Source organism: Pseudomonas sp. UBA7530 (assembly GCF_002479365.1).
In the GTDB taxonomy this organism is placed as follows: Bacteria; Pseudomonadota; Gammaproteobacteria; order Pseudomonadales; family Pseudomonadaceae; genus Aquipseudomonas.
Window position 1 is genome coordinate 129445 of the sequence record NZ_DLMS01000001.1, and the last position, 26814, is coordinate 156258.

Sequence of the window (26814 nt, forward strand, 5' to 3'; positions counted from 1 at the left end):
AGTTTATTTTTTCTGTCACCGCGGGCCAATTCGCTCGTTGGCCTGATGCAAGATGCTGTATGCAAACAATAAACTCAGCCTTGAAATTTTCATGAATAAACCCCATCGCAAATGAATTTTTCCAAGCGCAAATTTGTATAACTTGGGTAGATGATGTCAATTTGGTTTTTATTTATACCAATCGTCCCAAGTGTTGGTATGCCATAGATACGGCGCTATGTTTCATGGGTGTCTTTAAGGAGGAACTCATGAACCATGACTTGGAAAGCATCAGGTCGGCGTTAGCCAATTATGAAATTGATATGACGCCAAGACCGGACGGCAGCATCGTGCTGACCGTCGCCCATAATGAACGACAGCTCGTTCGCGTTCTCGATGGGACTTGTCCCACCCAGGAGTTGATCCGGCTGATCCATTTCGATATGACTTTGGAGGAAGATGGCGAGTCGATAAGCGAAGCGGTCAAGCATTGTAACGCCATGCAATTGCCAACCTACTCGCGCGAGCCGATTTTCCGCACGCGCTCCTCCCGCTTGTGGGCTATGAGAAAGCTCACGAAGGAATGAGGATACACACGTGCCCAGATGCAAGGATTCAGCAACGATTCGGAGCAAGCCCGAAGATCTGATGGGAAGAATCAGAAGGCATATGCCCTATCGGCACCAACTGATGTACGAATGGCCCTACATAGCCGGGGCGACATGCCTGGTGGTGTTGTTGATCTGGCAACCCTTTCAGCCGCCGACGTTGGCGGTGATGTTCTCGCCGGCGACACCCACGCACAGCGCTCAGCGCTCGCTTCAGGAGATCGATTCGAACTGCTATCAGGTGCACAGCGAGGCGTTCAGCGGCCAGCCCTGCGAGGATTGTGACAAGAACGGGCTCACTGCTACCTCTTCCGAGTTCCAGTTCAGCCGATCGATACTCACCTGCTGGGATGTAAATCGCGACCCGTTGCGCCCTAGCACAGCGGACAGACCCGATAACATGATGATCGAAGTGATGAAAACCAATCACTCCTTCTAGTCGCCCCTGGCGCTCTCGGCTGGTATTTCCAGCCACCCTGCCTTCTCTCCTCTTTATTCTCTCGTATCCAATTTGTTTTTTTTGATCGAATGATCAAGTCTCAATCGATACTTATCGACGCCTTTCGCAATGGTCGGCCGTAAATCAGTCGTGGCTATTTACTTTTTCATTACAAATAGTGCCGCTATTTATAGGTAATAGGCATTTATTGCCGGCTGAGATACAGGCGAAAAAAATATTGGTATTTGCGGAATGGACGCCCTCTCGCGCATGTCGAATAACTAACGCTGACATGACGGTTCGACATTTTCTCTATTACTAATAGCTACTTAGGTGTCGTAGAGTTTATTTTCCGAGGAAAGTTACCTTTATTGGCGCGCCATAATACCTGTACATAAATTGTTTGTGGAGGCACGAAGATGATAGATACGTACAATTATCTCGATCATATGACCGCCTATAGCAGTTGCGCCAACGCGTGCGAGCAATGCGCTGCTGCTTGCCTCAGCGAAGGAGACGCCGGCCATTATCGCTGCATCGAGTTATGCCGTGATTGCGCGGACCTGTGTCGCCTTACCGCGACCCTGATGTTGCGCAACAGCCCCTATGTCGCTGTGGCCAGCCAGCTGTGCCGCATCGCCTGCTTGGCCTGCGCAGAGGAATGCGTGCAGCACGCCAGCCAGCATTGCCAGGAATGCGCGCGTACCTGCCAGGTGTGCGCGGAGGACCCATTGCTGGAGCCAGCCTGAAATGAACGGGAAAACGTCGGAACAAGCCCGCAAAACACCGGTGCCGCGCCCCGCTCAGGGGCTGCTTGACGATCCGGGGAACGAAGACCCGGGCTCGCAACTCGATGCACCGGTGCCGCTGCGCCCCTCGACCAGGTCGCAGCGGCAGAAGAAGCCCCGGCCTGACGCAGGCGAACCGCGTTAGGCCGGGCGTGGTTCAGGCCGGAATGCTCTTGGCGCGCATCTCCCGCGCCCAGATGCGATGCTGCTTGAGCGCCGTCTCGAAGCGCATGTACAGCGGATCGAAGCTGTCACCGCCGAGCATCCCGTCGTCCTCGTCCAGGCCCAGCATCGCCGCCAGCTGAGCGGCATCACCACTGAGCGCGATGGGCTTGAGGTGCTTGTAGGCTTCCAGCAGGTAGTGCTTGGCCACGCCATCGTCCTGCAGCGTCTTGAGAACGTACTCGCCACCCGGCACAAACACCGCATCGACGGTAATCGACGGTTCCGAAGCGAAGCTGCCGTCAGGCTGCATGGGCTGACTGTCGGAGTCCTTCACCGCCGCCGCTGAAGGTGCAAGGAGTTTGGCCACGGCACCGGCACCTTCGAGCATCTTCTTCAGGCTGGCGACTTCGTCAGCCTTGCAGCCGGGCGTCAGCAGAACTGCGACGCGGCGCCCGCGAATATCGCCGGGCAGCAGATTCATCTGGCTGAGCGCGGGCGACGTCTGCGCTTTGTCGTCCAGCTTTGGCGTCGAGGTGCTGTCCAGATCGATGCCCAGGTTTTGCGCGACGCGCAACGCCAGCAGCGGATCGATATGGGCAAGGATTTCCTTCACCTGACGCTCGCGAATGTACAGGCGCTCGACTTTCGACAACTCGAAACTGTAGGCATCGACGATGTGCTGCTGCTCGGCCTCGCTCATGCTGCGCCAGAACAGCGTGGCCTGGGAGAAGTGGTCGGCGAAGCTGGGCGAGCGCACGCGGATCTTGGTGCCGTGCAGCGGCTCGGGATAGGAGCTGTAGCCGCCACCGCTGGGCGCCGGCGGCGTCTCGCGCGGCCAGTTGCCGTCGATCGAATTCGGCTCGTAGGAGGCGCGGCCACGGTTGATCTGCTGCCGGTGCGGCGCGTCACGCTGGTTGTTGTGGAACGGACACAGCGGCCGATTGATCGGGATTTCGTTGAAATTGGGGCCGCCAAGACGCAGCAGCTGGGTATCGGTGTAGGAGAACAGTCGGCCCTGCAGCAGCGGGTCGTTGCTGAAATCGATGCCCGGCACCACATGCCCGATGTGAAACGCCGCCTGCTCGGTTTCCGCGAAGAAGTTGTCCGGGTTGCGATTGAGCACCATGCGCCCGACCACACGCACCGGCACCAGCTCCTCGGGCACCAGCTTGGTCGGATCGAGCAGGTCGAAGCCGAAGCTTTGCGCATCCTCCTCGTTCATCACCTGCAGGCCCAGTTCCCATTCCGGGTAGAGGCCGCGCTCGATGTCTTCCCACAGGCCGCGGCGGTGAAAGTCCGGGTCCTTGCCGGCGAGTTTCTGCGCTTCGTCCCACACCAGCGAGCAGACACCGGCCTTGGGCCGCCAGTGAAACTTGACCAGCTTGCTCTGGCCCTCGGCGTTGACCAGGCGAAAGCTGTGCACGCCAAAGCCCTGCATCGAGCGATAGGCGATGGGAATGGCGCGGTCGGACATGGTCCACAGCACCATGTGCGCGGACTCCGGGGTCAGCGAGACGAAGTCCCAGAAGGTGTCGTGAGCCGACGCGCCGGTCGGGATCTCGTTGTGCGGCTCGGGTTTGACCGCATGGACGAAGTCGGGGAACTTGATCGCATCCTGGATGAAGAACACCGGCATGTTGTTGCCGACCAGGTCGAAGTTGCCCTCCTCGGTATAGAACTTCACGGCGAAGCCGCGCACGTCGCGCACCGTATCGGCCGAACCACGCGGCCCCTGCACGGTGGAGAAGCGCACGAATACCGGGGTGCGCTTGCCGGCTTCGCTGAGGAAGTTGGCGCAGGTCAGGTCGGTCGCCGGGTCGGTCACCTCGAAGTAGCCATGGGCTGCCGAACCGCGTGCATGCACCACACGCTCGGGAATGCGTTCGTGGTCGAAGTGGGTGATCTTCTCGCGCATGATGAAATCTTCCATCAGCGTCGGCCCACGATCACCCGCGCGCAGGCTGTTCTGGTTGTCGGCGATGCGCACGCCGGTGTTGGTGGTCAGCGCCTCGCCGGTGGAGTCTTCGCGAAATTGCTCGAGCTGTTCGAGCTTGGCGTTGCTGTTGCTTCTGTCGAGCGTATCGCTGCCGGCCATCTGGCTGTTCCCGGCGGTTTTCGGTTGCTTGCTCATGGGCTACTCCCGGCTGTTGGAGGCGCGCACAGGCCGTGCGCTTGATTATCGGTGACCATGTCTGGCATGGCGGCCACGCAGGCGACCACGCGTCGCCACGGGTAATTTTTGAGGCAAGCTGCGGCTGTTCCGTTCGACTTGAATTTTTCGCGACGGCCGGCGAAGTCGGGCCGTTTCGCTTGTGACGGCATGCTATAGCCAGAGCAAATTTGCCCTGAACTTCGCCTTGCTTTCGGCCTTCTACCCAAGTGCACACCCACCCTAGGAGGATCGAACATGCAAGCATCCAAACCACTGGCCTGGCTGGCCGCTGCCGCTTTCGCCATTTGCGCAGCCAGCAGTCTGCACGCTGCCAACGAAGCTGAATCGATCGATAGCGACGACTTTGTCGAGGAGGCGTCGGCGAAAGGTGTCGCCGAGATCGAAACCGCAAAACTGGCGCTGGAAAAATCCCAGAATGAAGCGGTCAAGGGCTTCGCGCAGATGATGGTCGACGATCACCGCAACGCGAATCAGAAGCTGGCTGATCTGGCCAAGAGCAAGGACCTGGAAGTGTCCGATGACGCCGAGTTGCTCAACCAGGCCAAGGCCATGGTGCTCAAACTCCGAGGCGAGGAGAGCTTCGACAAGGCCTATATGAACAATCAGGTGGTCGCTCACCGCGAAACCATCGAGCTGTTCCGCCGTGGTGTGAATGCCGATGATGCGGAAATTGCCCAGTTTGCCCGCGAAACGCTGCCCAAGCTGGAGCAGCATCTGAAGAAGGCCGAAGAAATCAACGGTCAGCTACCGGACAATTGATTGTTCGTGTGCCGGGCTGCTGATGCAGCCCGGCAATACGCTATCAGCGTCAAACCTGGCGCAACCGTTCGTAGTAGTACGACAGTTGCATCAGCGCATAGCGCGCCGTCTCCTCGCGCACTTCGTTGCGGCTGCCGCTGAACTGAACCGTCTCGCTGACGATACCCTGGTGCTGATCGAGTCGAATCGCACAGGCGATGCACTGCACCCCATCCATATCCCCTTCCGCTTCCGCCAGTCCGGTGTTGGCCAGGACGATATCGGCATCGCTGCGCTGCAAGGCGCCGAGCGCCATTTCCCGCGCCACTTCCTCGCTAGTCAGGCCAAAGCGCTCGATGGTCTCCGGGTTGACGCCCAGGCAGCGCTGTTTGGCCTGGGGCGAATAGGTAACGAATGCGCAGTCGAGGACCTGGCCGCTACCGGGCACGTCCGCCACCAGCGAGCTGATCAGCCCGGCCGTGCAGGACTCGGCGGTGGCCAGGCGCAGCTTGTACTTGCTGAGAAAATTAACCACCTGCTCGATGCTGTGCATCTGCCCTTCTCCTTGATGCTACCCATGAAGCTCTGTGGAAGCGTCAGCAGTGGGCAAAGTTCAACCTTTCACGTTGCGCTTGCCTGGTAAAAAAAGGTCGAACCTTTGTCGCATTCACCCCGTCAGGAAAAGGGTAAGGGGGGAGATTGTCGATCATGCTCATTGCACTCCTCCAAAAGGCCCTCGCCCAGCAGGCGAGTCGTCCTCAGGTCCAAACCAAATGGAGAGAGACATGGCAAGTGCTGCAGCCTCCGCACATATTCCGTCCACACCTACCCTCTGCGCCGCAGCCAAGCCCTCCTTGCAGATGCACAGTGAGCATCCCGAGCGTAAGCGCGTACTGTTCGTGACCTCGGAGTTCGCCGACCTGATCAAGTGTGGCGGGTTGGGTGACGTATCCGCCGCGCTGCCACGTGCATTGTCGCCACAACATGACATGCGCCTGCTGATTCCCGGCTATCGCAAGGTCGTGGAAAGTGGCCGGCCGATCCGCATCGTCGGGCAACTGCCGGGCGTGGCCGCCCTGCCGCCCTGCCAGATCGGACGCATGGATCTGGCCGATGGGCTGATCGTCTACGTTCTGCTCAACCATGCGTTGTACGAGCGCGACGGTTCGCCCTACGTCGATGCGCAGGGGCGTGACTGGGCCGACAACCACATTCGCTTCGCCCGCCTTGGCCTGGCCGCTGCGGAAATCGCATCGGGCGATGCCGGTATCCAGTGGCGCCCGGAGTTGGTGCACGCCAATGACTGGCCGGCAGCGATGGCCCCCGCCTATATGGCCTGGCGCCAGGTCAGCGCTCCCGCCGTGCTGACCATTCACAACCTGGCCTATCAGGGCCTGTGCGACATGCGCTGCGCCAGCGAGCTGGCGATACCGGAGTCGGCGTGCGGCGTCGATGGACTGGAGTTCTATGGTCAGCTGTCGTTTCTCAAGGCCGGCATCGCCTATGCCCAGCACGTGACCACCGTGAGCCGCCGCTATGCCCGGGAAATCACCACGCCGGAGCAAGGCTGCGGCCTGGACGGCCTGCTGCGCGCCAAGGTGCTGGTCAATCAGCTCAGCGGCATTGCCAATGGCATCGACGAAAGCTGGCAGCCCGAGAGCGACCCGCATCTGCAGCAGGGCTTCAGCGCCGGTGACTGGGCCGGCAAGCAGGCCAATACCGAATACGTGCAGCGCTGGCTGAATCTCGATGCCGATGGCCCGCTGTTCGCCGTGGTGTCGCGCCTGGTGCAGCAGAAAGGTATAGATCTGACGCTGCAAGTGGCCGAACACATCGTCGCCCGCGGCGGCCGCATCGGCGTGATCGGTCAGGGCGAGCCGGCGCTGGAGGCCGCCATGGCGGAGCTTGGCCGGCGTCATCGCGGACGTATCGGCGTGCACATCGGCTTCAACGAGAGCGATGCGCGGCGGCTGTATGCCGGCAGCGACTTCCTGCTCATGCCTTCGCGCTTCGAGCCCTGCGGCCTCAGCCAGATGTATGCGCAGCGCTACGCCTCGCTGCCCATCGCGCGCTGCACCGGCGGACTGGCCGATACCATCGAGGACGGCGTCAGCGGTTTTCTCTTCGATGAGCCGCACGTCGATGCCTACCGCGAAGCGATCGACCGCGCGCTGCAGGTCTTCGAGCATCCCGAACTGCTGGAGGCCATGCGCTGCCACGCCATGCGCTCGCCGCTGTTCTGGCGCCAGTCGGTGCAGCCCTATGACCGATTGTTCCAGCGCCTGCTGAGCCAGGTCAGCGCCCGCCGGGCCCTGCGTTGATGTACAGCCATGGAGCCCGGCCAATGGCCGATGGACGCGTGCGCTTCGCCCTCTGGGCGCCGAGCAGCAGCCGCGTGGAACTGGAACTGCAGGACGGTGGGCTGCAACCGATGCAGCCGCAGGAGGATGGCTGGTTCGTGGCGCTGTTGGAGTGTCCGGCCGACTCCCGCTATCGCTATCGCATCGATGGCCAGTGGTCGGTACCCGACCCGGCCTCGCGCCGCCAGGTCGAGGATGTGCATGGCTTCAGCCAGGTGGTCGACCATTCGGCCCATGTCTGGCATCACCACGACTGGAATGGCCGGCCCTGGCACGAGACGGTGCTGTACGAGCTGCATGTCGGCCTGTTCGGAGGTTTTCAGCAGGTCATCGAGCATCTTCCGCACCTGGCCGACTTGGGCGTCACCGCCTTGCAGCTGATGCCGCTGAATGCCTTCTCCGGCACGCGCAACTGGGGCTACGACGGTGTGCTGCCCTTCGCCCCGGCCAACGCCTACGGTACACCCGAAGAACTCAAGCAACTGATCGACAGCGCCCATGCCCATGGCCTGATGGTATTCGTCGACGTGGTCTACAACCACTTCGGCCCGGACGGCAATTACCTGGGCGTGTACGCACGACAGTTCTTCCACGAAGAGCGCACCACGCCCTGGGGCGCGGCCATCGATTTCAGCCGACCGCAGGTGCGCGACTTCTTCTGCGAAAACGCCCTGATGTGGTTGCTCGACTATCGCGTCGACGGCCTGCGCCTGGACGCCGTGCACGCCATCGACGATGACGACTTTCTCAAGGCGCTGGCAGCGCGCGTACGCTCGGCAGTGCCGCAGCAACGCCAGGTGCATCTGGTGCTGGAGAACGAGCACAACGCCGCGCACCTGCTGCGCGATGGCTTCGATGCGCAGTGGAACGACGATGGCCACAACACCCTGCATGCGCTGCTCACCTTCGAGAACGAAAGCTACTACGCCGATTACGCCCAGGCGCCAACGCGCAAGCTGGCCACCTGCCTGGAGCAGGGCTTCGTCTACCAGGGCCAGGCCAATCGCCACGGCCAGCCGCGCGGCGAGCCTAGTGCCGACCTGCCGCCGAATGCCTTCGTCCTGTTCCTGCAGAACCATGACCAGGTGGGCAACCGCGCCTTTGGCGAGCGCCTGACGCTGCTCGCCGACAGCGATGCGCTGAAGGCCGCCACCGTACTACTGCTGCTGTGCCCGATGGTGCCGCTGCTGTTCATGGGTGAGGAATGGGGCAGCAAGCGGCCGTTCCTGTTCTTCACCGATTACCACGATGAGTTGGCCAACGCGGTACGTGAAGGTCGGCGCAACGAATTCGCCGACTTCTCCCAATTCAATTCGGCGCACAGCCGCGAGGCCATTGCCGACCCCAATGCCGAGGCCAGCTTCCAGCGCTCGCAGCCGGACCTGACGCCAGCGTTGGAGCCCGAGCAGCGCGAGTGGCTGGCCTTCTATCGCGGCCTTTTGCAAGTGCGCCACAGCCGCCTGTTGCCAGGCCTACAGGAGGCCCGCAGCCTCGGCGCGCAAGTGCTGGGCGACGGTGCCGTGCTGGCGCGCTGGCGCCTCGGCAACGGCCCGGCGCTGAGCATCGCCATCAACCTGGGCAGCAGCACCACTGCCCTGCCCGCGACGGCCATGCACGGCGAGCGCCTGTACACCTTTCGTATCGATGACGCCGACCTGCGCCAGGCGCAACTGCCGCCGCGCAGCGTTCTGGTCACCCTGGAGCCCGCCCGATGAGCGATCAATTGCTGGCCGAACTGGCTCAGGCCGCGGACCTCAGCATCGACTGGGTCGACGCCTACGGTAAGCCACAAAGCGTAACTCCGGAGGCGCAGCGCAACCTGCTGGAGGCGCTGGGCTACCCCGCACAAAGCCCCGAGCAGATACGTGAAAGCCTGACCTCGCTGGTGCACCGCCAGCATGTGCCGGAAGATTCCAACCTGCTCCTGCAGGACCAGGGCCTGCCTCTGGCGCTGAGCCTCTACCCTGCCGAGAGCCCCTACCGCTTGACCGACGAACAGGGCAACGTCAGCGAAGGACGACTTGACCAAGATGGCCGCCTGCCGCCCCAGCAGCAGCTTGGTTATTACCAACTGGAAATTCGCGACACCCGACATGCGCTCGCGGTGGCGCCACAAGCCTGCTTATCGGTACAGGAACTGTGCGGTAAACCGCGTATCTGGGGCCTGACCGCCCAACTTTACGGCCTGCGCCGTGCTGGCGACGGCGGGCTGGGCGATACGCTGGCCGTGGCGGACCTGGCCCGCCATGCCGCCAATCACGGCGCCGACGCCATCGGCCTGAGCCCGGTGCACGCGCAATTCAGCTCCGATCTGCACAGCTACGGCCCCTACTCGCCGTCCAGCCGGCTGTTCTTCAACACCCTCTACGCCGCGCCGGTCACCCTGCTGGGTGAGGAGCGCGTCAGGCGTGCCATCCAGGCCGCCGGGCTGCAGGGTGAAATGACGCGCCTGGAGGCGCTGGAACTGATCGACTGGCCGTCCGTGGCGCAGGTTCGCACGCGTCTGCTACGGCAACTGTACGAAGACTTTCGCCAGGCCCCCGCCCCGCTGCGGGAACGTTTCGAGGCATTTCGCGCCGCTGGCGGCGAAGCGCTCGAGCAGCATTGCTGCTTCGAGGCCATCCATGCGCAGCGCCTGCGCGAAGGCAGCAGCGGCGACTGGCGCACCTGGCCGGACGAACTGCGCAGCCCGAACCAGGGCGCGGTGACCCGTTTCGCCCTCGAACAAGCCGATGAGCTGCGTTATCACGCCTTCTGCCAATGGTTGATCGCCCATGGACTGGAAACGGCCCAGGCCACGGCCAGTGGCGCTGGCATGGGCATCGGCCTGATCGCCGACCTGGCCGTGGGCGCCGATTGCGCCGGCAGCCAGGCCTGGTCGCGTCAGGACGAGCTGCTGCCCCGGGTCACCGTCGGTGCGCCACCGGACGTGCTCAATCGCCAGGGGCAGAACTGGGGCGTCGCCGCCTTCTCGCCGCAGGGCCTGCGTCAGCACGGCTTTCGCGCCTACATCGAAATGCTCCAGGCCAACCTTGCGCATGCCGGCGGCATCCGTATCGATCATGTCATGGGGCTGCAGCGGCTGTGGGTGATCCCCCAGGGCGCGGAATCCCAGCACGGCGCCTACCTACGCTACCCGCTGGACGACCTGCTGCGCCTGCTGGCCCTGGAGTCGCACCGCCATCGCGCGCTGGTCATCGGCGAAGACCTCGGCACCGTGCCCGAGGGCCTGCGCGACAAGCTCGCCGCACGCAATATCCTCGGTACCCGAGTGCTGCTGTTCGAGCAGGACGACCTCGGTTTCGTCCCGGCCGATCGTTGGCCGGACAACGCCCTGGCGACCACCACCACCCATGACCTGCCGACGATCAAGGGCTGGCTCGCCGGCCGCGATCTGGAATGGCGAGTGCGCGCCGGCCAGCGCGACGCCGAGCTGCTGGAAGGCGACCACGCCGAGCGTGCCGGCGAGCGTGTGGCGCTGCGCCAGCTGTTCGAACGCCAAGGCCTGGTAACCGGCAGCGATGACGATGCCGGCCTGCAAGCCTGCATCGAACATATCGGCCGTACCCCGGCGCCATTGGCGCTGTTGCCGCTGGAGGATGCCTGTGGCCTGGAGCAGCAGCCCAACCTGCCCGGCCCTGGCGACATTCACCCCAACTGGCGGCGCCGCTATCCACTGGCAGTCAGCGAGCTGCTGGAACAGCCGGCTACCAGCGAGCGCCTGGCCACTCTCGACGGCGCACGCCGGGAGGCTGGCAATGACTGAGTTGCGCGCCACGCTGCGTCTGCAGCTGCACAAGGACTTCACTCTGTACGACGCGGCTGCGCAGGTGCCCTACATGGCGCAGCTGGGGATCAGCCACCTGTACGCTTCGCCGATTCTCACGGCCCGCCCCGGATCGCAGCACGGCTACGACGTGATCGACCCGAGCCGGATCAACCCCGAGCTGGGCGGCGAAGACGCACTGGTCAAGTTGGTGGAAGCCCTGCGCGCCCATGGCATGGGGCTGATTCTGGATATCGTGCCCAACCATATGGCCGTCGGTGGCGATGGCAATCCCTGGTGGCTGGACGTGCTGGAATGGGGGCAAGGCAGCCCCTACGCAGCGTTTTTCGACATCCAATGGCAATCCCATGACCCGCTGCTCAGCGGCCAGCTGCTGGTGCCCTTCCTGCGCAGCGACTACGGCGAGGCGCTGCGTGATGGCACCCTGGAGCTGCACTTCGATGCCGAGCGCGGACGCTTCCATGCGCAGCACTTCGAGCATCGCCTGCCGCTGACGCCCGCCAGCTACGCCAGCATCCTGCGTGGCAGCGATGATGCCGACTTGCGCGAGCTGGGTCAGCGCTTCGCCCGCCTGGGCAATGATGACGCCAGCCGCGCACAGGCCGCACAGCTGTCTGTCGAACTGGTCGCCCAGTCTGAAAAGGTACCGCCTCTGCTCGCCAGCTTTCAGGGCAATGACGAAGCGGCGCAGAAACGCCTGCACGCACTGCTGGAACGCCAGCATTACCGCGTGGCCAGCTGGCGTACCGCGGCGGACGACATCAACTGGCGGCGCTTTTTCGATATCAACGAGCTCGGCGCACTGCGCGTCGAGCATCGCCAGGTGTTCGAACAGACACATGCCAAGGTTTTCGAACTGATCGAGCGCGGCCTGGTCGACGGCCTGCGCATCGATCACATCGACGGCCTGGCCAATCCGCGTGCCTATTGCAGTCGGTTGCGGCGCCGCGTCCGCCAGCTGCGCGGCGATGCGCCCTTCCCGATTTTCGTGGAGAAGATTCTCGGCGCCGATGAGAGCCTGCCGCAGGAGTGGCCGGTGGACGGCAGCACCGGCTACGAATTCATGAACCAGGTGTCGCTGCTGCAGCACGATCCGCACGGCGAGCTGCCACTCAGCGCGCTGTGGCAAGCGCTCAGCGGCCGGCCGACGGCGTTCGAGGAAGAAATCCAGCAGGCGCGCCGGCTGGTGTTGGAGGGCTCGCTGGCCGGCGATCTGGAGGAAGTCGCCCAGCGCCTGCTGCATGTCGCGCGCCACGATATCGCGACGCGCGACCTGACCCTCGGCGCGATCCGCCGGGCGCTGCGCGAGCTGATCGTGCATTTCCCGGTGTATCGCACCTATGCCCAGGCCTGCGGCCGCTCGCAGCAGGACCGGCGTTTCTTCCAGCAGGCGCTGGACGGGGCACGGCAGACCCTGGCCGAGGCCGACTGGCCGTTGCTGCCGCATCTCGACGACTGGCTCGGCGGCGCCTTCCTGCGTGCCATGCCGCCCGGCCGCGCGCGGCGCCTGCGTGCCCAGGCGCTGACGCGCTTCCAGCAGCTGACCTCGCCGGTGGCCGCCAAGGCCGTCGAAGACACCGCGCTGTATCGCGCAGGCGTGCTGCTCTCGCGCTATGACGTGGGCTTCGATGCCGAGCATTTCAGTGCCAGTGCCGAACATTTTCACCAGGCCTGCGCCGAGCGCGCAGCGCAGCACCCGCTCAACCTGCTGGCCACCGCCACCCATGATCACAAGCGCGGCGAAGACTGCCGCGCGCGCCTGGCGGTGCTCAGCGAGCGCGCCACCTGGTATGCCGAGCGGGTCAAACACTGGCATCGCCTGGCACAACCGCTGCGCAGTCGACATCTGCAGCAAGCGCCGGATGGTGGCGAAGAGGCGATTCTCTACCAGGCATTGATCGGCAGCTGGCCGCTGGGGCTGCAAGCGGATGATGATGCGGGCCTGGATGCCTACCTGCAGCGTCTGCTCGGCTGGCAGCGCAAGGCGTTGCGCGAGGCCAAGCTCAACAGCGCCTGGAGTGCGCCGAACGACGACTACGAGGCCGCCTGTGCGGACTTTCTGCGGCGCCTGCTGTGCGAACCCTCAGGGCTGGCCATGCGCGGGGAGCTGGTCAGCGCGCTTGCAGCGCTGGCGCCGGCCGGTGCGCTGAACAGCCTGGTGCAGTGCCTGCTGCGCCTGACCACGCCCGGCGTGCCCGATCTCTATCAGGGATGCGAGTTCTGGGATTTCAGCCTGGTCGACCCGGACAACCGCCGCCCCGTGGATTTCCCCGCGCGACAGGCTGCCCTGCACGCCGAGGTCACGCCCGAGGCCAGGTTGGCCAACTGGCAGGACGGGCGCATCAAGCAGTGGCTGATCCGCCAGACACTGGCCTTGCGTGCCGACTGTCCGCTGCTGTTCAGCCAGGGCAGTTACCGCCCGCTTGGCGTCACCGGTGAGCACGCCGCTCAGGTGCTCGCCTTCCTGCGCAGCCATGGCGACGACCACCTGCTGGTCATCGTCCCACGGCTGGCCGCTGGCCTGCTAGGCGAGCACCCGGTGCCGCACGTACCGCCACAGCGTTGGGGCAACACCAGGGTCGTATTGCCCGAAGAACTGCATGCCCGGCAGGCAACGGGTCTGCTTGGCGACTGCCAGGTCGCCACGGATCAGGGCATCGCGCTTGCCACTGCACTGGCCAGGTTTCCAGTCAATCTGCTTCGTATCACCCCGTCATTACAGGAGCCACGCCATGATCGATGAACAGCGTATCCGCGAATTTGCCTTCCAGATCTGGGAGTCCGAAGGTCGTCCCCATGGCCAGCATGAGCGCCACTGGAAAATGGCCAGCAAACTGGCCGAAGCCGAGGCGCAGGCCCAGACTCCGGCAGCGCCCAAGCCGCGGCGTATCAGCAAGCCGAAGACGGTGCCGCTGAGCGAAGCCGAACAGCCGGCATTGCTGAAGAAACCCCGTGCTCCGCGCACACCCAAGACGCCGAAAGCCTGAGATCGCCACCATGCGCAAACAACAGCGCTCACGCGTCACCGAAGGCAGGCCGTTCCCGCTGGGCGCCAGTTGGGATGGCCTTGGGGTCAACTTTGCCCTGTTCTCTGCGCACGCGACGCGCGTCGAGCTGTGCCTGTTCGACGAACAGGGCAAGACGGAAATCGAGCGCATCGAACTGCCGGAATACACCGACGAGATCTGGCATGGCTATCTGCCCGACGCGCGTCCCGGGCAAGTCTACGGCTACCGCGTGTACGGCCCCTACGAGCCGGAGGCCGGGCACCGCTTCAACCCCAACAAACTGTTGATCGACCCCTACGCCAAGCAGCTGGTAGGCAAGCTGCAGTGGTCGGAGGCGCTGTTCGGCTACACCATCGGCGACCCGGACGGTGATCTGAGCTTCGACGAGCGCGATAGCGCGCCCTTCGTCCCCAAGTGCAAGGTGATCGACCCGGCCTTCACCTGGGGCGAGCAACCGTCGCCGCGCATCCCCTGGGACAGCACGGTGATCTACGAGGCCCACCTGCGTGGCCTGAGCATGCGCCATCCGGCGGTGCCCGACTCGCATCGCGGTACCTGCGCGGCGCTGACCAACCCCCAGCTGCTGCGCTACTTGCGCGAGCTGGGCATCTCCAGCCTGGAACTGTTGCCGGTGCACGCCTTCGTCAACGACCAGCACCTGCTGGAAAAGGGCATGAACAACTACTGGGGCTACAACAGCATCGGTTTCTTCGCGCCCCACCCCGCCTACCTGGCCAGCGGCAAGATCAGCGAGTTCAAGGAGATGGTTGCCCACCTGCACGCGGCCGGCCTGGAGCTGATTCTCGACGTGGTCTACAACCACACCGCCGAGGGCAACGAGCGCGGCCCGACCCTGTGCATGCGCGGCATCGACAATGCCAGCTATTACCGTCTGATGCCCGACGAGCGCCGCTATTACGTCAATGACACCGGCACCGGCAATACCCTGGATCTGAGCCACCCCTGCGTGCTGCAGATGGTCACCGACTCGCTGCGTTACTGGGCCACCGAGATGCGTGTGGATGGCTTTCGTTTCGACCTGGCCACAATCCTCGGGCGTTACGCCGACGGCTTCGACGAGCGCCACAGTTTCCTCGTCGCCTGTCGCCAGGACCCGGTGCTGAGCAAGGTCAAGCTGATCGCCGAGCCCTGGGACTGCGGCCCCGGCGGCTATCAGGTCGGTGGCTTCCCACCCGGCTGGGCGGAATGGAACGACAAGTTCCGCGACAACGTGCGCGCCTTCTGGAAAGGCGACGAAGGCGAACTGGCCGCGCTGGCCAGCCGTCTCACCGCCTCCGGCGACCTCTACAACCAGCGCGGCCGGCGCCCGTTCGCCTCGGTCAACTTCATCACCGCGCACGACGGTTTCACCCTGCGCGACGTGGTGTCTTACGACCACAAGCACAACGAGGCCAACGACGAGAACAACCAGGACGGCACCGACCACAACATCTCCTGGAACCACGGCTGCGAAGGCGAGACGGATGATCAGGACATTCGCCAGTTGCGCCTGCAGCAGATGCGCAACCTGCTGGCCACCCTGCTGTTCGCCCAGGGCACGCCGATGCTGCTGGCCGGCGACGAGTTCGGGCGCACCCAGCACGGCAACAACAACGCCTATTGCCAGGACAACGAGCTGAGCTGGGTCGATTGGGCCATCGACGAGGAAGGCCAGGCGCTGACCGCGTTCTGCCAACGCCTGATCGCCCTGCGCCGCAGCTACCCTATCCTGCGTCGCGGACGCTTTCTGGTGGGCCATTACAACGAGGAGCTGGGCGTCAAGGACGTCACCTGGCTGGCCCCTGGTGGAGAGGAAATGACCGAGGCGCACTGGCACGACGGCGAGGCGCGCTGCATGGGCATGCTGCTCGACGGTCGTGCCCAGCCCACCGGCATCAAACGCAGCGGTGCCGACGCCACCCTGTTGCTGCTGCTCAACGCACATCACGACGGGCGCAGTTTTCAACTGCCGGAAGTGGCTGGCGGCAAGCACTGGATCTGCCTGCTCGACACCCACCGCCCGGATGAAGCCGGAGAGCAGCGACCGCTCTACAGCGAGACCCTCGAGCTGACTGGCCGCTCCCTGCAACTGCTGGAACTGCAGCGCTGAAACGGCAGCCATGGATGGCTGGCCGGTAAGGTTCTTCGCATTTAGCGGGAGAGACGTTAGGCACCGGACTGGCAAGTTTGTGTGCCTATCGCTTACTGACTTAGCAATATTCATTACCGCGTGCACTGAGCGTTTCGGTTGCGCCCCTTACGGGCGCCACACCTTGATTCGCTGCGCTCACCCTTCGGGCCAGCCTGCGGCTGTTACTCCGCTTCGCTACGTTTCGTTGCTTGCCCAAGAAAGGTGTGCCAAAGAAGGGCACCCCAACATCCGGGTTTCGCTACGCGAAACTACCCTCGCTCCGGCGCCGCTCCGGGGGCCGGCTTACAAGGGCCATCCCTGGCCCTTTAAGCGGGGCCGCCATCGGTATTTCGCCGCATCCATGCGGCTCGCTCCCCTATGCAACACCTCCATTCGGCCTCCTAAAGGGGAGTTGGGCGCCGTCTGTGAGATCGCGCTTCAAGAGCAAAAGCCAAACGCTACCGACTTTGATCTTGCGGAGATGTCGCAAGCTCGCGAAATGGTTCCCCTTCAGGAGGCCGAGTGGAATCGCCGCGTAAGGGGTTGAGCGACATGGATGTCGCGAGAGCCGTGATGGGCCAGGGATGGCCCTTCACGGCGTGCCCCTGGAGCGGTGATGGAACGAGGGAACCCCGGCGCAGCCGGGGCCGTATGTAGGGGTGTGTTTCTTTGCTTACTTTCTTTGCACAAGCAAAGAAAGTAAGTCGCCCGTAAGGGGCGAAACCCATCAGGACAGGCGGCGCGCTAACGAATAGTGCCAAGTCATCGACAGCTAACACGTAATTGCCAGTCCGGTATCAACCCGCACCTTTCCCAAACCATCCGAACCCAAAAAAAGCCTGAACCCTGCTTTCCTCCCTCGACTCGAAAAACAAAGACATCGGATAAACCGTGACGCCAACTTTCAGCGTACACGGTGCATCCCATGGCAGAGACCCAGCTGATAGTCACAGGCTGCGGCCATCTGACCGACAACGGGAGACGATCATGAAAGCAGTGGTATTCCACGACATTGGCGATATTCGCCTGGACGATGTGCCGGAACCCGAGGTGCAGGCCAGTACCGATGCGGTCATTCGCATCACCGCCTCGGCCATCTGCGGCACCGACCTGCATTTCGTACGTGGCACCGTAGGTGGCATGCGCAAGGGCACCATCCTTGGCCATGAGGCCGTGGGCATCGTCGAAGCGCTGGGCAGCGACGTGCGCAACCTGAACATCGGTGACCGCGTCGTGGTGCCCTCCACCATTGCCTGTGGCAACTGCAGCTATTGCCGCGCTGGCTACTATGCCCAATGCGACGAGGCCAACCCCAACGGCAAGCAGGCCGGCACTTCCTTCTACGGCGGCCCGGAAATCACCGGCGCATTCCATGGCCTGCAGGCCGAAATGGCGCGCATTCCCTTCGCCAACATCGGCTTGGTGAAGCTGCCCAGCGAGATCAGCGACGACCAGGCCATCCTGCTCTCCGATATTTTCCCCACGGGGTACTTTGGCGCCGAACTGGCCGAAGTCGGCAGCGGCGATACCGTCGCCGTATTCGGCGCCGGGCCGGTCGGCCAGTTCGCCATTGCCAGCGCCAAGCTACTTGGCGCTGCGCGCGTGTTCGCCATCGATCATCTCGACGATCGACTGGACATGGCCCGTCGCCAGGGCGCCGAGGTGATCAACTTCGACCGTGAAGACCCGGTCGAAACCCTGCGCCGGCTGACCAATGGCATCGGTGTGGACCGCGCCATCGATGCGGTGGGCGTCGATGCCCAGTGCCCTGCCCACGGCCACTCGCCACGCCAGCCCGAAGGCCACGAATGGCAGCCCGGCGACGCCCCCGAGCAGGCCCTGCAGTGGGCCGTCGACGCCCTGGCCAAGGCCGGCACGCTGGGCATCATCGGCGTTTACCCGCAGCAGGCGCGCGATTTTCCTATCGGCCAGGCGATGAACAAGAACCTCAGCGTCAACATGGGTAATTGCAACCATCGCCGCTACATCCCGCAACTGATCGAGATGGTCCAGGCCGGTCGCATCGACCCGGCAAAGATCCTTACCCAGGTCAAACCCATGAGCGATGCCATCGAAGCCTTCAAGGCCTTCGACCGTCGTGACAGCGGCTGGATCAAGGTGCAATTGCAGCCGGCGAAGAACGACGCCAGCCACGGCAGCGAAGAGCGGGTGCATGGCGACGCCATTTTAGATCGCGTGATTGCCGAAGCAGATCCGCTCGGCGAGTCACGCTCGAAGAAGCCTGGCAGCCTGTGAGCGAGCGGGGCCGAAAATGAACAACACCATTGCCAAACCGGAGGTGATCATCGACCGCGTGACACCGGTCAAGCGCCTGCGCGTGCTGACGATCAACACGCACAAGGGCTTCACCGCACTAAACCGTCGTTTTATCCTGCCGGAGCTGCGTAGCGCCGTGCAGGCCACCGGCTCCGACCTGGTCTTCCTGCAGGAGGTGCTCGGCAACCATGCGCTGCACGCCAAGCGCTTCCACGACTGGCCAAGCGTGCCGCAATACGAATTTCTCGCCGACAGCATGTGGCCGCAATTCGCCTACGGGCGCAACGCCGTATACCCGGACGGTCATCATGGTAACGCCCTGCTCTCGCGCTTCCCCATTCTAGAACACCACAACTTCGATGTGACGGTCAGCGGCACCGAGCAGCGCGGCCTGCTGCATTGCCGCCTCGACGTACCGGGGCACGACGCCGTGCACGCGGTGTGCGTGCACCTCGGCCTGCGCGAGGCGCATCGCCGTCAGCAGATCGGCCTGCTGCTCGACCTGCTGGCGACTTTCGACCCCAGCGCCCCGGTGATTCTGGCTGGCGACTTCAACGACTGGCGTTTGCGTGCAGACGAGCAGTTGGCACCGCACGGCCTGCGCGAGGCCTTCGAACATCGGCACGGCAAGCCGGCGCGCAGTTTTCCGGCACGCATGCCGCTGCTGCGCCTGGATCGTATCTATACCCGCAACGCCACGGCGCACGAGCCGCAGGTGTTGTCTACCCGGCCCTGGTCGCATTTGTCCGACCACGCGCCACTGGCAGCGGAGATTCATCTGTGAGCGGCATGTGGCGAGACGGCAACCATCTGCGCCTGTTGATCAATGGCGAGGGCTATTACCCGCGGGTGTTCGAATGCATTCGCGCGGCGCGCGTCGAGGTACTGCTGGAAACCTTCATCATCCGTGAAGACAAGGTTGGCCTGGAGCTGCAGGAAGTGCTGATCGAGGCGGCGCGGCGCGGTGTGCGCGTGGTCATCGCCGTGGACGGCTACGGCACCGCCGACCTGCAAAATGAATATGTGGCGGCAATGACGCGCGAAGGGGTGAAAATCCATGTCTTCGACCCCGCCCCGCGGCGTTTCGGCATGCGCACCAACCTGTTCCGCCGCCTGCATCGCAAGATCGTGGTGATCGACGGCGAGCGAGCCTTTGTCGGCGGGATCAACTATTCGGCCGACCACCTCGGCGATTATGGCGAGATGGCCAAGCAGGACTACGCCGTGGAGGTGACCGGGCCTATCGTTGCCGACCTGCATACCTGCACGCTACGCCTGTTGCGCCCCGCCCTGGCTGGACCGAGCCCGGTACAGGCCAACACGCAGGAGACCGGAGACGCTCGCATTATGCTGCTGGAGCGCGACAACGAGCGTCACACCACGGATATCGAAGATGAGCACTTGCGCGTCTTCGAACTGGCGCGCAAACGCATCGTGATCGCCAATGCCTATTTCTTTCCGGGTTATCGCGTGCTCCGCGCCTTGCGCAATGCAGCGCGACGCGGCGTGCAAGTGACTCTGATTCTTCAGGGACAGCCGGACATGCGCTGGGTGCAGGTCTTCTCGCGCCTGCTTTACAACTACCTGCTGCGTGACGGTGTGGTGATCTACGAATACTGCCAGCGCCCGCTGCACGGCAAGGTGGCATTGGTGGATGACGTGTGGTCCACGGTGGGCTCGAGCAACCTTGACCCACTGAGCCTGGCGCTGAATCTGGAAGCTAACCTGGTGATTCAGGACCGGCCCTTCAACCAATACCTTCACGACCATTTGCTCGAGCTGTCTGCCGCGCATTGCAAGCGCATCGAGCTCGAACGCGTGATACGCGGCTATTGGTGGCGCGCGCCTCTGGTGTTTCTGTGCTTTCACTTTTTGCGCCGCTTCCCCGCGATCTCCGGCTGGCTACCGGCGCATCGCAAGACATTGAAACCGCTCGAGCCTGTCGACAAGGCCAGCGGCTATGAAGAGGAAAAGACCGGATGAATGGCGCTCAGAACAACCCCTGGATGCGCTGGGGCAAACGTGCACTCACCCTGTTCTTTCTGCTGGCGGTGCCGGTGCTGCTGTACATGCTGATCCGTAACCTGGACTGGGGCGAAGTGCGTCAGTCGCTCAGCGATTACAGTGCCCAGACTCTGCTGGTCGGTGTATTGATCGTTCTAGCCAGCTATCTGGTGTTCAGTGGCTACGACTTGCTGGGTCGTCATTACAGTCGCCATCACCTGCCGGCACGCCAGGTCATGCCGGTGGCGATGGTCTGCTATGCCTTCAACCTCAATTTCACCACATGGATCGGCGGTGTGGCGATGCGCTATCGGCTGTACATGCGCCTGGGGCTGAGCGCCTCGACGGTGACGCGCATCCTCAGTCTCAGTCTGTTGACCAACTGGACCGGCTACATGGCCCTGGCCGGGGTGATCTTCTCCCTGCGGCTGGTGCAATTACCGGATAACTGGGCGCTCGGCGTCACAGGGTTGCAACTGCTGGGCTTCGGCCTGCTGGGCGTAGTCAGCGCCTATATCGGCATCTGCGCATTCGCCACGCAGCGGGTATGGCACTTCCGTGAGCGCTCGATCAAGCTGCCGTCGCTGAAAATGGCGCTGCTGCAGCTGTGCCTGGGTGCGAGCAACTGGTCGCTGATGGCGGCGCTGATCTTCTGGCTGTTGCCGGAGGGTGCGTCTTACCCTTCCGTGCTCGGCGTGTTGCTGATCAGCTGCATGGCTGCGGTAGTGGCACATATCCCTGCCGGACTGGGCGTACTCGAGGCGGTGTTCCTCGCCATGCTGCAGCACCAGTACGGCCAGGCCAGCCTGATCGCCGCCCTGCTCGCCTATCGCGTGCTCTATTACCTGCTGCCGCTGCTGGTGGCCAGCGTCGCCTACCTGGTCCTGGAAAAACGCGCGAAAACCTTGCGCAAGCGTGGCGAACAGGCGGTCGAGGAACCCAGCCCGGTCAGCGCAGGTAATACACCGTAGTGACGCCTGCGCCGCGCGCTGCTCCCTCCACCGGAGCGTGCCGGCATGCGCCACCCGACGGATGACGGGAACTCGCAGGCGAGATGGGTTGGTCTATCTCTCATCATTCAGCAAAACCGGAGACATACCATGGCCAAGCCATTGCATCTGATCAGCTACATCCTGCACAACCAGCCCCATAGCGTCGAAGTCGAATCGGACCGTGAGCAGCTTACGCCAGACCAGGCGCGCTTCTACCTCAGTGCCCTGCACACCTTCGAATGGCCCAACGAATTCACCGATGTACAGGTCACACGCATTCTGCATCCCAAGAAAGGCGCCCCCACTCCAGCGCACCGCGTGCAGCGCTGAAAGCCTGTTCAACGTCTTGCCGCGCCTCGTTGCAAGACGTTGACCAGGCCCGGGCCTCAGTCCCCTTCACGCGTCGGCAGCGGCACCTGCCAGATATCTCTGGCGTATTCGGCGATGGTGCGATCGGATGAAAACCAGCCCATACGTGCGGTATTGAGTACCGCCGAACGCCACCATTGCTCAGGCCGCTGCCAGCGTTGATCGACCTGGCGCTGCGCCTTCCAGTAGGCGTCGAAATCGGCGCAGACCATGAAGCGATCTTCGTAGAGCAATGAGTCCACCAAGCCCACGTAGCGCGCCGGATCATCCGGCGAGAACACCCCGGCGCGGATGGCGCCAAGCGCGGCTTCCAGACGTTCCGAGTCAGCCACCACATCGCCCATTTCCAGGCCCAGGCGCTGCCTTGCGGCGACCTGCTGGGCGGTCATGCCGAAGATGAACATATGCTCCTCGCCAACCTGCTCGCACATCTCCACATTGGCACCGTCCAGCGTGCCGATGGTCAGCGCGCCATTGAGGGCGAACTTCATGTTGCTGGTGCCTGAGGCCTCAAGCCCGGCCGTGGAAATCTGCTCGGAGAGATCGGCGGCAGGAATGATGGTCTCGGCCAGGCTGACGTTGTAGTTGGGTATGAACACCACCTTGAGCAAGCCGCGCACGGTGGGATCGTCATTGATGGTGCGGCTGATGTCGTTGGCCAGTTTGATGATCAGCTTGGCCTGGCGATAACTGGCCGCTGCCTTGCCGGCGAAGATCTTCACCCGCGGCACCCAGTCGGTGGTCGGGTCGTTGCGGATGGCCTGGTACAAGGCCACTGTGTGCAACAGGTTGAGCAACTGGCGCTTGTATTCGTGAATACGTTTGACGTGCACGTCGAAGATGGCCGTGGTGTCGAGGTTGATCCCCAGCAACAGCCTGACCCGCTCGGCCAGCGCCTCCTTGCTGCGCTGTCGGCATAGCGCATATTCATCGCGAAAGTCCTGGCGCTCGGCGTAGGGTTCGAGCGCCTTGAGGTGCTCCTCGGGGCGCTGCAGCACCGGCTCGCCCAGGGCATCGACGAGCAGATGGGTGAGCCCCGGATTGACCTGAAACAGCCAGCGGCGGAAGGTCACGCCATTGGTCTTGTTGTTCACCCGGTCCGGATAAAGCCGGTGCAGGTCACGGAATACCGTGTCGCGCATCAGCCGCGTATGCAGTGCGGACACGCCGTTGATACTGTGCGCACCGAGAAACGCCAGGTTGCCCATGCGCACGCGACGGCCGTGGTCTTCCTCGATCAGCGATACCGCGCGCAGCAGGCGAAAATCGTGGATGTCCTTGGCGCGCAGCGCATCGATATGCTCGGCGTTGATCAGGTAGATGATCTGCAGGTGCCGTGGCAGCAGACGCTCCATCAGCGCCACCGGCCAGGATTCCAGCGCCTCCGGCAGCAGCGTGTGGTTGGTATAGGCGGTGGTGGCCACCGTCAGCTGCCAGGCTTGCGCCCAGGGCATGCGATGGTCGTCCACCAGCAAGCGCATCAGCTCGACCACGGCGATGGCCGGATGGGTGTCGTTGAGCTGGATCGCCACGTGCTGCGGCAGGCTCTGCAGATCCTTATGCAGGCGCAGATGGCGTTCGAGCAGGTCCTGCAGCGAGGCGGAAACCAGGAAGTACTCCTGACGTAGGCGCAGCTCCTGGCCAGCCTCGGTATCGTCGGCCGGATAGAGCACGCGCGAGATGCTTTCCGCGCGGACCTCGCCGGCCACCGCGCCGAAGTGATCGCCGGCGTTGAAACGATCCAGCTGCAGATCCTCCTCCGCGCGTGCACGCCACAGCCGCAGGGTATTGACCGATGCACCGCGCCAGCCCACCACCGGCGTGTCGTAGGCAATGGCGCGCACGCTCTCCTGCGGCTGCCAGTGCAGCCGCGTGGTGCCGGTGCCGTCGTCCAGCGTCATCACCCCGCCGCCAAAACCGATGCGGTAGGCCACTTCCGGACGCTCGAACTCCCAGGGATTGCCGAAATCCAGCCAGGTTTCGGTCTGCTCTGCCTGCCAGCCGTCGATGATCGCCTGACGAAACAGGCCATGCTCATAGCGGATACCGTAGCCGTGGGCGGCCAGGCGCAGCGTTGCCATGCTCTCCATGAAGCAGGCTGCCAGACGCCCGAGGCCGCCGTTGCCCAACGCTGCGTCAGGTTCCACCAGGCGAATGCGCTCGAGCTCAACTCCAAGCTCGCCCATGGCCTGGCGGGCGACATTGAGCAGGCCGAGATTGCTCAGGTTGTCCATCAGCAAGCGGCCAATGAGAAACTCCAGAGACAGGTAATAGATACGCTTGGCGCCCTGACGCTCGACCTGGGCTGAGGACTCTTCCCAGCGGTCGATCATGTGGTCGCGAGTGGCCAGGGCCAGCGCTTCGAACCAGTCATGGTCGAAGGCGGTGCTCGGGTCCTTGCCCACGGCGTAGCGCAGCTTGGCCAGAATGGCGGCCTTGAACTGTGCTACGGCGCTCTCGGCCTCGTCGTGCGGTTCGCTCATCTGCATCCCCTCGCGCGCGTGGCGTTGATAACAGCCGAAGCGATACGTTCGGCTTTTCTTTGTGGCCTTCGCAACGGCCATGAGTTCCGGTTTTTTCTGCCCGCGGCCACTGATCAGATAGCCTGAACTTCGACTTGGCGATTCCCCTCACAACTCATGAACGCCATTGTCAAGGAGAACATCATGCGAGCCATCATTCCCGGCCTTCTGGTCGGCGCGCTAGCGGCCGGCGACGCATTGGCCGAGGCCTGCCATGTCAGTGCCAGGGCTTCCAGCGACGCCATCGCGGAGGTTGCCCAGGAGTTCTGCTACGAATTCACCGGCACGGACGAAGGCGCCATCGACTGGTCGTGCCATAACGAAACCGACGACATGATCAATACCGAGCAACGCAAGGTAGCCAGCTGCGCCGAGGCCAGGCTGGGCACCTGCGAAGCAGCACTGACCCAGGAAACCCTGAGCAACTATCGCTCCCGCGACGATGACCAGGGCAAAGCGCGCCCCGCCGTGCCCAACGAGGCCAAGGTGGTCACTCATTACTACCAGGCGGGCGACCTCAAGCAGGTACGCATTGACTGCGAAAGTGCCGGCGGCACTTGGCGCGATTGATGATGGGTAATTACAACGGCTTGCTCCTGCTGCCTGGCACCGTCCGGCATATGGACCACGAACGCACGGTACAGCGTCTGCTCGGCGAAAAGCTGGCAAAACTACTCGGTTGTCCCTTCCTCGGTCCGCACCAGCCGGGCACCCAGATTCGCGGCCACCACTATTTCCTGCCCGAAGACACGATGGTCGGCGATGTCGCAGCGCTGGGCATCGATGGACCTGAGGATTTCTTCGGCGGGCAGGTCGAACACGCCTTTCTCGCCACCAAGGCCATCAGCCACCCAAGCCTCGACGCCCCTCGCCACCTGCCTGTGGGCTGGTCCGAGCGTTTCGCCCGGCAGGTCGAGAGCGTCACTTTGCAGGGCTTCAGCGTTTTTGATCTGGAGGACGCTGCCGAGGCAGGGCAACGCCTGTTGCGCGATGGGCCGATTCGCCTGAAGCCGGTCGACGGCACCGGTGGCCGGGGTCAGCAGGCAGTGCGTTCGCGTACCGAGCTGGACAACGCACTGGCGGCGCTGGATGAGCAGCGTGTGATGGAACAGGGCCTGGTCCTGGAAGAAGACCTGCAGCAGCCCACTACCTACAGCGTCGGCCAGATCCGGGTGGCGGGCGTCACCTTGAGCTACCACGGCACCCAGCAGCTGACCGATGACGGCCAGGGCAATCAGGTCTATGGCGGCTCGCAACTGACTCTGGTGCGCGGCGACTACCTGGCTCTGATGACATTGGATCTGCCGCGCGCCGTGCGCCTCGCTGTACAGCAGGCGCGCATATTCGAACTGGCGGCGCTGCAGGTCTACCCCTCGATCCAGACCTCGCGGCGCAACTACGACGTGGCGCAGGGGCTGAATGCGCAAGGGCAGTCACGCAGTGGCGTGCTGGAACAGTCCTGGCGCGTCGGCGGTGCCAGTGCGGCGGAAATCTTTGCCCTGGAGGCATTCATGAATGACGCGCAACTGCAAACGCTACAGGCCTCGACCCATGAATATTATCGGGACGTTCCCCCGCCAGCGGGCGCGATCTGTCTCTATCACGGACAGGACAGCAAGGACGGCCCGCTGACCAAGTACGTCAAGGTAGGCCCGTTATGAGCGCCTGTAGCCAGAGCCTGGACATTCTGGTGGAGGATCAGCACATCGCTGGCACCCTGCTGACACCCCCGAATAAGGTGCCCGGTGTGCTTTTCGTACACGGCTGGGGCGGCAGCCAGCAACGCGATCTGGCGCGTGCCCGTGGCATCGCCGGGTTGGGTTGCGTGTGCCTGACCTTCGATTTGCGCGGGCATGAGCGCAACATCGAGGCGCAGGAGCAGGTATCGCGCGAGGACAATCTGGCTGACATCCTCGCCGCCTACGATCTGCTGGCTGCACACGAAGCGGTTGACCCCGATTGCATCGCAGTGATCGGCACCAGCTACGGCGGCTACCTCGCCACCCTGCTCAGCGTGCGGCGTCCGGTGCGCTGGTTGGCTCTGCGAGTGCCGGCGCTGTACTGGGACGAGCAATGGCAACTGCCCAAACGCAAGCTGGACGTCGCGCGCCTGGCCGAGTACCGCCGCACGCCGCTGAGCGCGCAGGACAATCTGGCGCTCGGCGCTTGCTCCGAATTTCGCGGGGATGTGCTGCTGGTGGAGTCCGAGCACGACGATTTCGTCCCGCACACCACGCTGATGAGCTATCGCAACGCCTTCGACAAGGCGCACTCGCTGACCCACCGGACCATGGCCGGCGCCGACCACGGGCTCAGCGAGGACCGCCACCAGCAGGCCTATACACGCATCCTGATCGATTGGGTCAGCGAGATGGTGGTAGGCGCACGGGTAGGCGACTACCCACACCATCTGGTGCGCTATTCCTGAATCGCCGTGATCTCGCCGCGGTTCATCTCGGGCATTCGCCCTTTCA

At 63.4% G+C, this 26814-nt stretch carries 21 protein-coding genes; 18 read left to right on the forward strand and 3 right to left on the reverse strand.

From position 1 onward, the window contains the following. Positions 1-248: 248 nt before the first annotated feature. The 3 genes from B2U07_RS00650 to B2U07_RS00660 all read left to right on the forward strand — a co-directional run bounded on the left by B2U07_RS00650 (position 249) and on the right by B2U07_RS00660 (position 1775). Positions 249-566, forward strand: a complete 318-nt coding sequence (locus B2U07_RS00650; RefSeq protein ID WP_197855702.1) for a hypothetical protein — start codon at positions 249-251, stop codon at positions 564-566. A 103-nt stretch (positions 567-669) separates the two neighbouring features. Then, positions 670-1026 (forward strand): hypothetical protein, encoded by a 357-nt coding sequence (locus tag B2U07_RS00655; protein WP_296275467.1) that lies wholly within the window; start codon positions 670-672, stop codon positions 1024-1026. Between the two features lie 419 nt (positions 1027-1445). Beyond that, positions 1446-1775: a four-helix bundle copper-binding protein gene (locus tag B2U07_RS00660; protein ID WP_296275469.1), complete on the forward strand. Its 330-nt coding sequence runs from the start codon at positions 1446-1448 to the stop codon at positions 1773-1775. A 196-nt stretch (positions 1776-1971) separates the two neighbouring features. Here B2U07_RS00660 and katE read toward each other — a convergent pair whose 3' ends face one another. Then, entirely contained in the window at positions 1972-4110 is a 2139-nt protein-coding gene (gene katE / locus B2U07_RS00665; RefSeq protein ID WP_296275471.1) for a catalase HPII, read from the reverse strand. A 276-nt stretch (positions 4111-4386) separates the two neighbouring features. Here katE and B2U07_RS00670 point away from each other — a divergent pair, with 276 nt between their 5' ends. Next, entirely contained in the window at positions 4387-4911 is a 525-nt protein-coding gene (locus B2U07_RS00670; RefSeq protein WP_197855699.1) for a DUF4142 domain-containing protein, read from the forward strand. A 49-nt stretch (positions 4912-4960) separates the two neighbouring features. On the opposite strand, the gene B2U07_RS00675 is transcribed toward B2U07_RS00670, so the two are convergent. Further along, on the reverse strand, positions 4961-5443 hold the full coding sequence (locus tag B2U07_RS00675) for a CinA family protein (protein WP_197855698.1): 483 nt from the start codon (positions 5441-5443) through the stop codon (positions 4961-4963). A 232-nt stretch (positions 5444-5675) separates the two neighbouring features. Here B2U07_RS00675 and glgA point away from each other — a divergent pair, with 232 nt between their 5' ends. From glgA to B2U07_RS00730, 11 genes are all read left to right on the forward strand, one after another. Then, positions 5676-7211 carry a glycogen synthase GlgA gene (glgA, locus tag B2U07_RS00680; protein ID WP_197855697.1) on the forward strand — a complete coding sequence of 512 codons (1536 nt, stop codon included), beginning with the start codon at positions 5676-5678 and terminating at the stop codon, positions 7209-7211. Between the two features lie 23 nt (positions 7212-7234). Further along, positions 7235-8965, forward strand: coding sequence for a malto-oligosyltrehalose trehalohydrolase (gene treZ / locus B2U07_RS00685; protein WP_296275472.1), 1731 nt, complete (start codon positions 7235-7237; stop codon positions 8963-8965). Further along, positions 8962-11016: a 4-alpha-glucanotransferase gene (malQ, locus tag B2U07_RS00690; RefSeq protein WP_275545065.1), complete on the forward strand. Its 2055-nt coding sequence runs from the start codon at positions 8962-8964 to the stop codon at positions 11014-11016. Before treZ ends, malQ begins: the two co-directional genes overlap by 4 nt. After that, a complete protein-coding gene (locus B2U07_RS00695; protein WP_296275475.1) occupies positions 11009-13780 on the forward strand; it encodes a malto-oligosyltrehalose synthase in 2772 nt (923 codons plus the stop codon). Before malQ ends, B2U07_RS00695 begins: the two co-directional genes overlap by 8 nt. After that, positions 13770-14024 carry a DUF2934 domain-containing protein gene (locus tag B2U07_RS00700; protein WP_013715573.1) on the forward strand — a complete coding sequence of 85 codons (255 nt, stop codon included), beginning with the start codon at positions 13770-13772 and terminating at the stop codon, positions 14022-14024. The genes B2U07_RS00695 and B2U07_RS00700 overlap by 11 nt, the downstream gene beginning before the upstream one ends. 10 nt (positions 14025-14034) lie before the next feature. Further along, positions 14035-16155, forward strand: coding sequence for a glycogen debranching protein GlgX (glgX, locus tag B2U07_RS00705; RefSeq protein ID WP_296275477.1), 2121 nt, complete (start codon positions 14035-14037; stop codon positions 16153-16155). A gap of 1008 nt (positions 16156-17163) precedes the next feature. After that, positions 17164-18432: a zinc-dependent alcohol dehydrogenase gene (locus B2U07_RS00710; protein WP_296272592.1), complete on the forward strand. Its 1269-nt coding sequence runs from the start codon at positions 17164-17166 to the stop codon at positions 18430-18432. Between the two features lie 16 nt (positions 18433-18448). After that, positions 18449-19237 carry an endonuclease/exonuclease/phosphatase family protein gene (locus tag B2U07_RS00715; RefSeq protein WP_197855691.1) on the forward strand — a complete coding sequence of 263 codons (789 nt, stop codon included), beginning with the start codon at positions 18449-18451 and terminating at the stop codon, positions 19235-19237. Then, the gene (gene clsB, locus B2U07_RS00720) at positions 19234-20436 is read left to right on the forward strand and encodes a cardiolipin synthase ClsB (RefSeq protein WP_296275480.1); all 1203 of its coding nucleotides are present in this window, start codon (positions 19234-19236) and stop codon (positions 20434-20436) included. Before B2U07_RS00715 ends, clsB begins: the two co-directional genes overlap by 4 nt. Beyond that, on the forward strand, positions 20433-21428 hold the full coding sequence (locus B2U07_RS00725; protein ID WP_296275482.1) for a lysylphosphatidylglycerol synthase domain-containing protein: 996 nt from the start codon (positions 20433-20435) through the stop codon (positions 21426-21428). Before clsB ends, B2U07_RS00725 begins: the two co-directional genes overlap by 4 nt. A gap of 129 nt (positions 21429-21557) precedes the next feature. Continuing rightward, positions 21558-21779: a hypothetical protein gene (locus tag B2U07_RS00730; RefSeq protein WP_197855688.1), complete on the forward strand. Its 222-nt coding sequence runs from the start codon at positions 21558-21560 to the stop codon at positions 21777-21779. A 56-nt stretch (positions 21780-21835) separates the two neighbouring features. Here B2U07_RS00730 and B2U07_RS00735 read toward each other — a convergent pair whose 3' ends face one another. Further along, positions 21836-24301 carry a glycogen/starch/alpha-glucan phosphorylase gene (locus tag B2U07_RS00735; protein ID WP_296275485.1) on the reverse strand — a complete coding sequence of 822 codons (2466 nt, stop codon included), beginning with the start codon at positions 24299-24301 and terminating at the stop codon, positions 21836-21838. Between the two features lie 183 nt (positions 24302-24484). On the opposite strand from B2U07_RS00735, the gene B2U07_RS00740 reads away from it, so the two are divergent. Genes B2U07_RS00740 through B2U07_RS00750 form a run of 3 tightly spaced genes read left to right on the forward strand, consistent with a single transcriptional unit; the run spans position 24485 to position 26768 of the window. Further along, positions 24485-24910, forward strand: coding sequence for a hypothetical protein (locus B2U07_RS00740; RefSeq protein WP_296275487.1), 426 nt, complete (start codon positions 24485-24487; stop codon positions 24908-24910). A gap of 2 nt (positions 24911-24912) precedes the next feature. After that, positions 24913-26001 (forward strand): DUF3182 family protein, encoded by a 1089-nt coding sequence (locus B2U07_RS00745; RefSeq protein ID WP_419096312.1) that lies wholly within the window; start codon positions 24913-24915, stop codon positions 25999-26001. After that, positions 25998-26768: an alpha/beta hydrolase family protein gene (locus B2U07_RS00750; protein ID WP_296275491.1), complete on the forward strand. Its 771-nt coding sequence runs from the start codon at positions 25998-26000 to the stop codon at positions 26766-26768. Before B2U07_RS00745 ends, B2U07_RS00750 begins: the two co-directional genes overlap by 4 nt. Positions 26769-26814 lie beyond the last annotated feature (46 nt).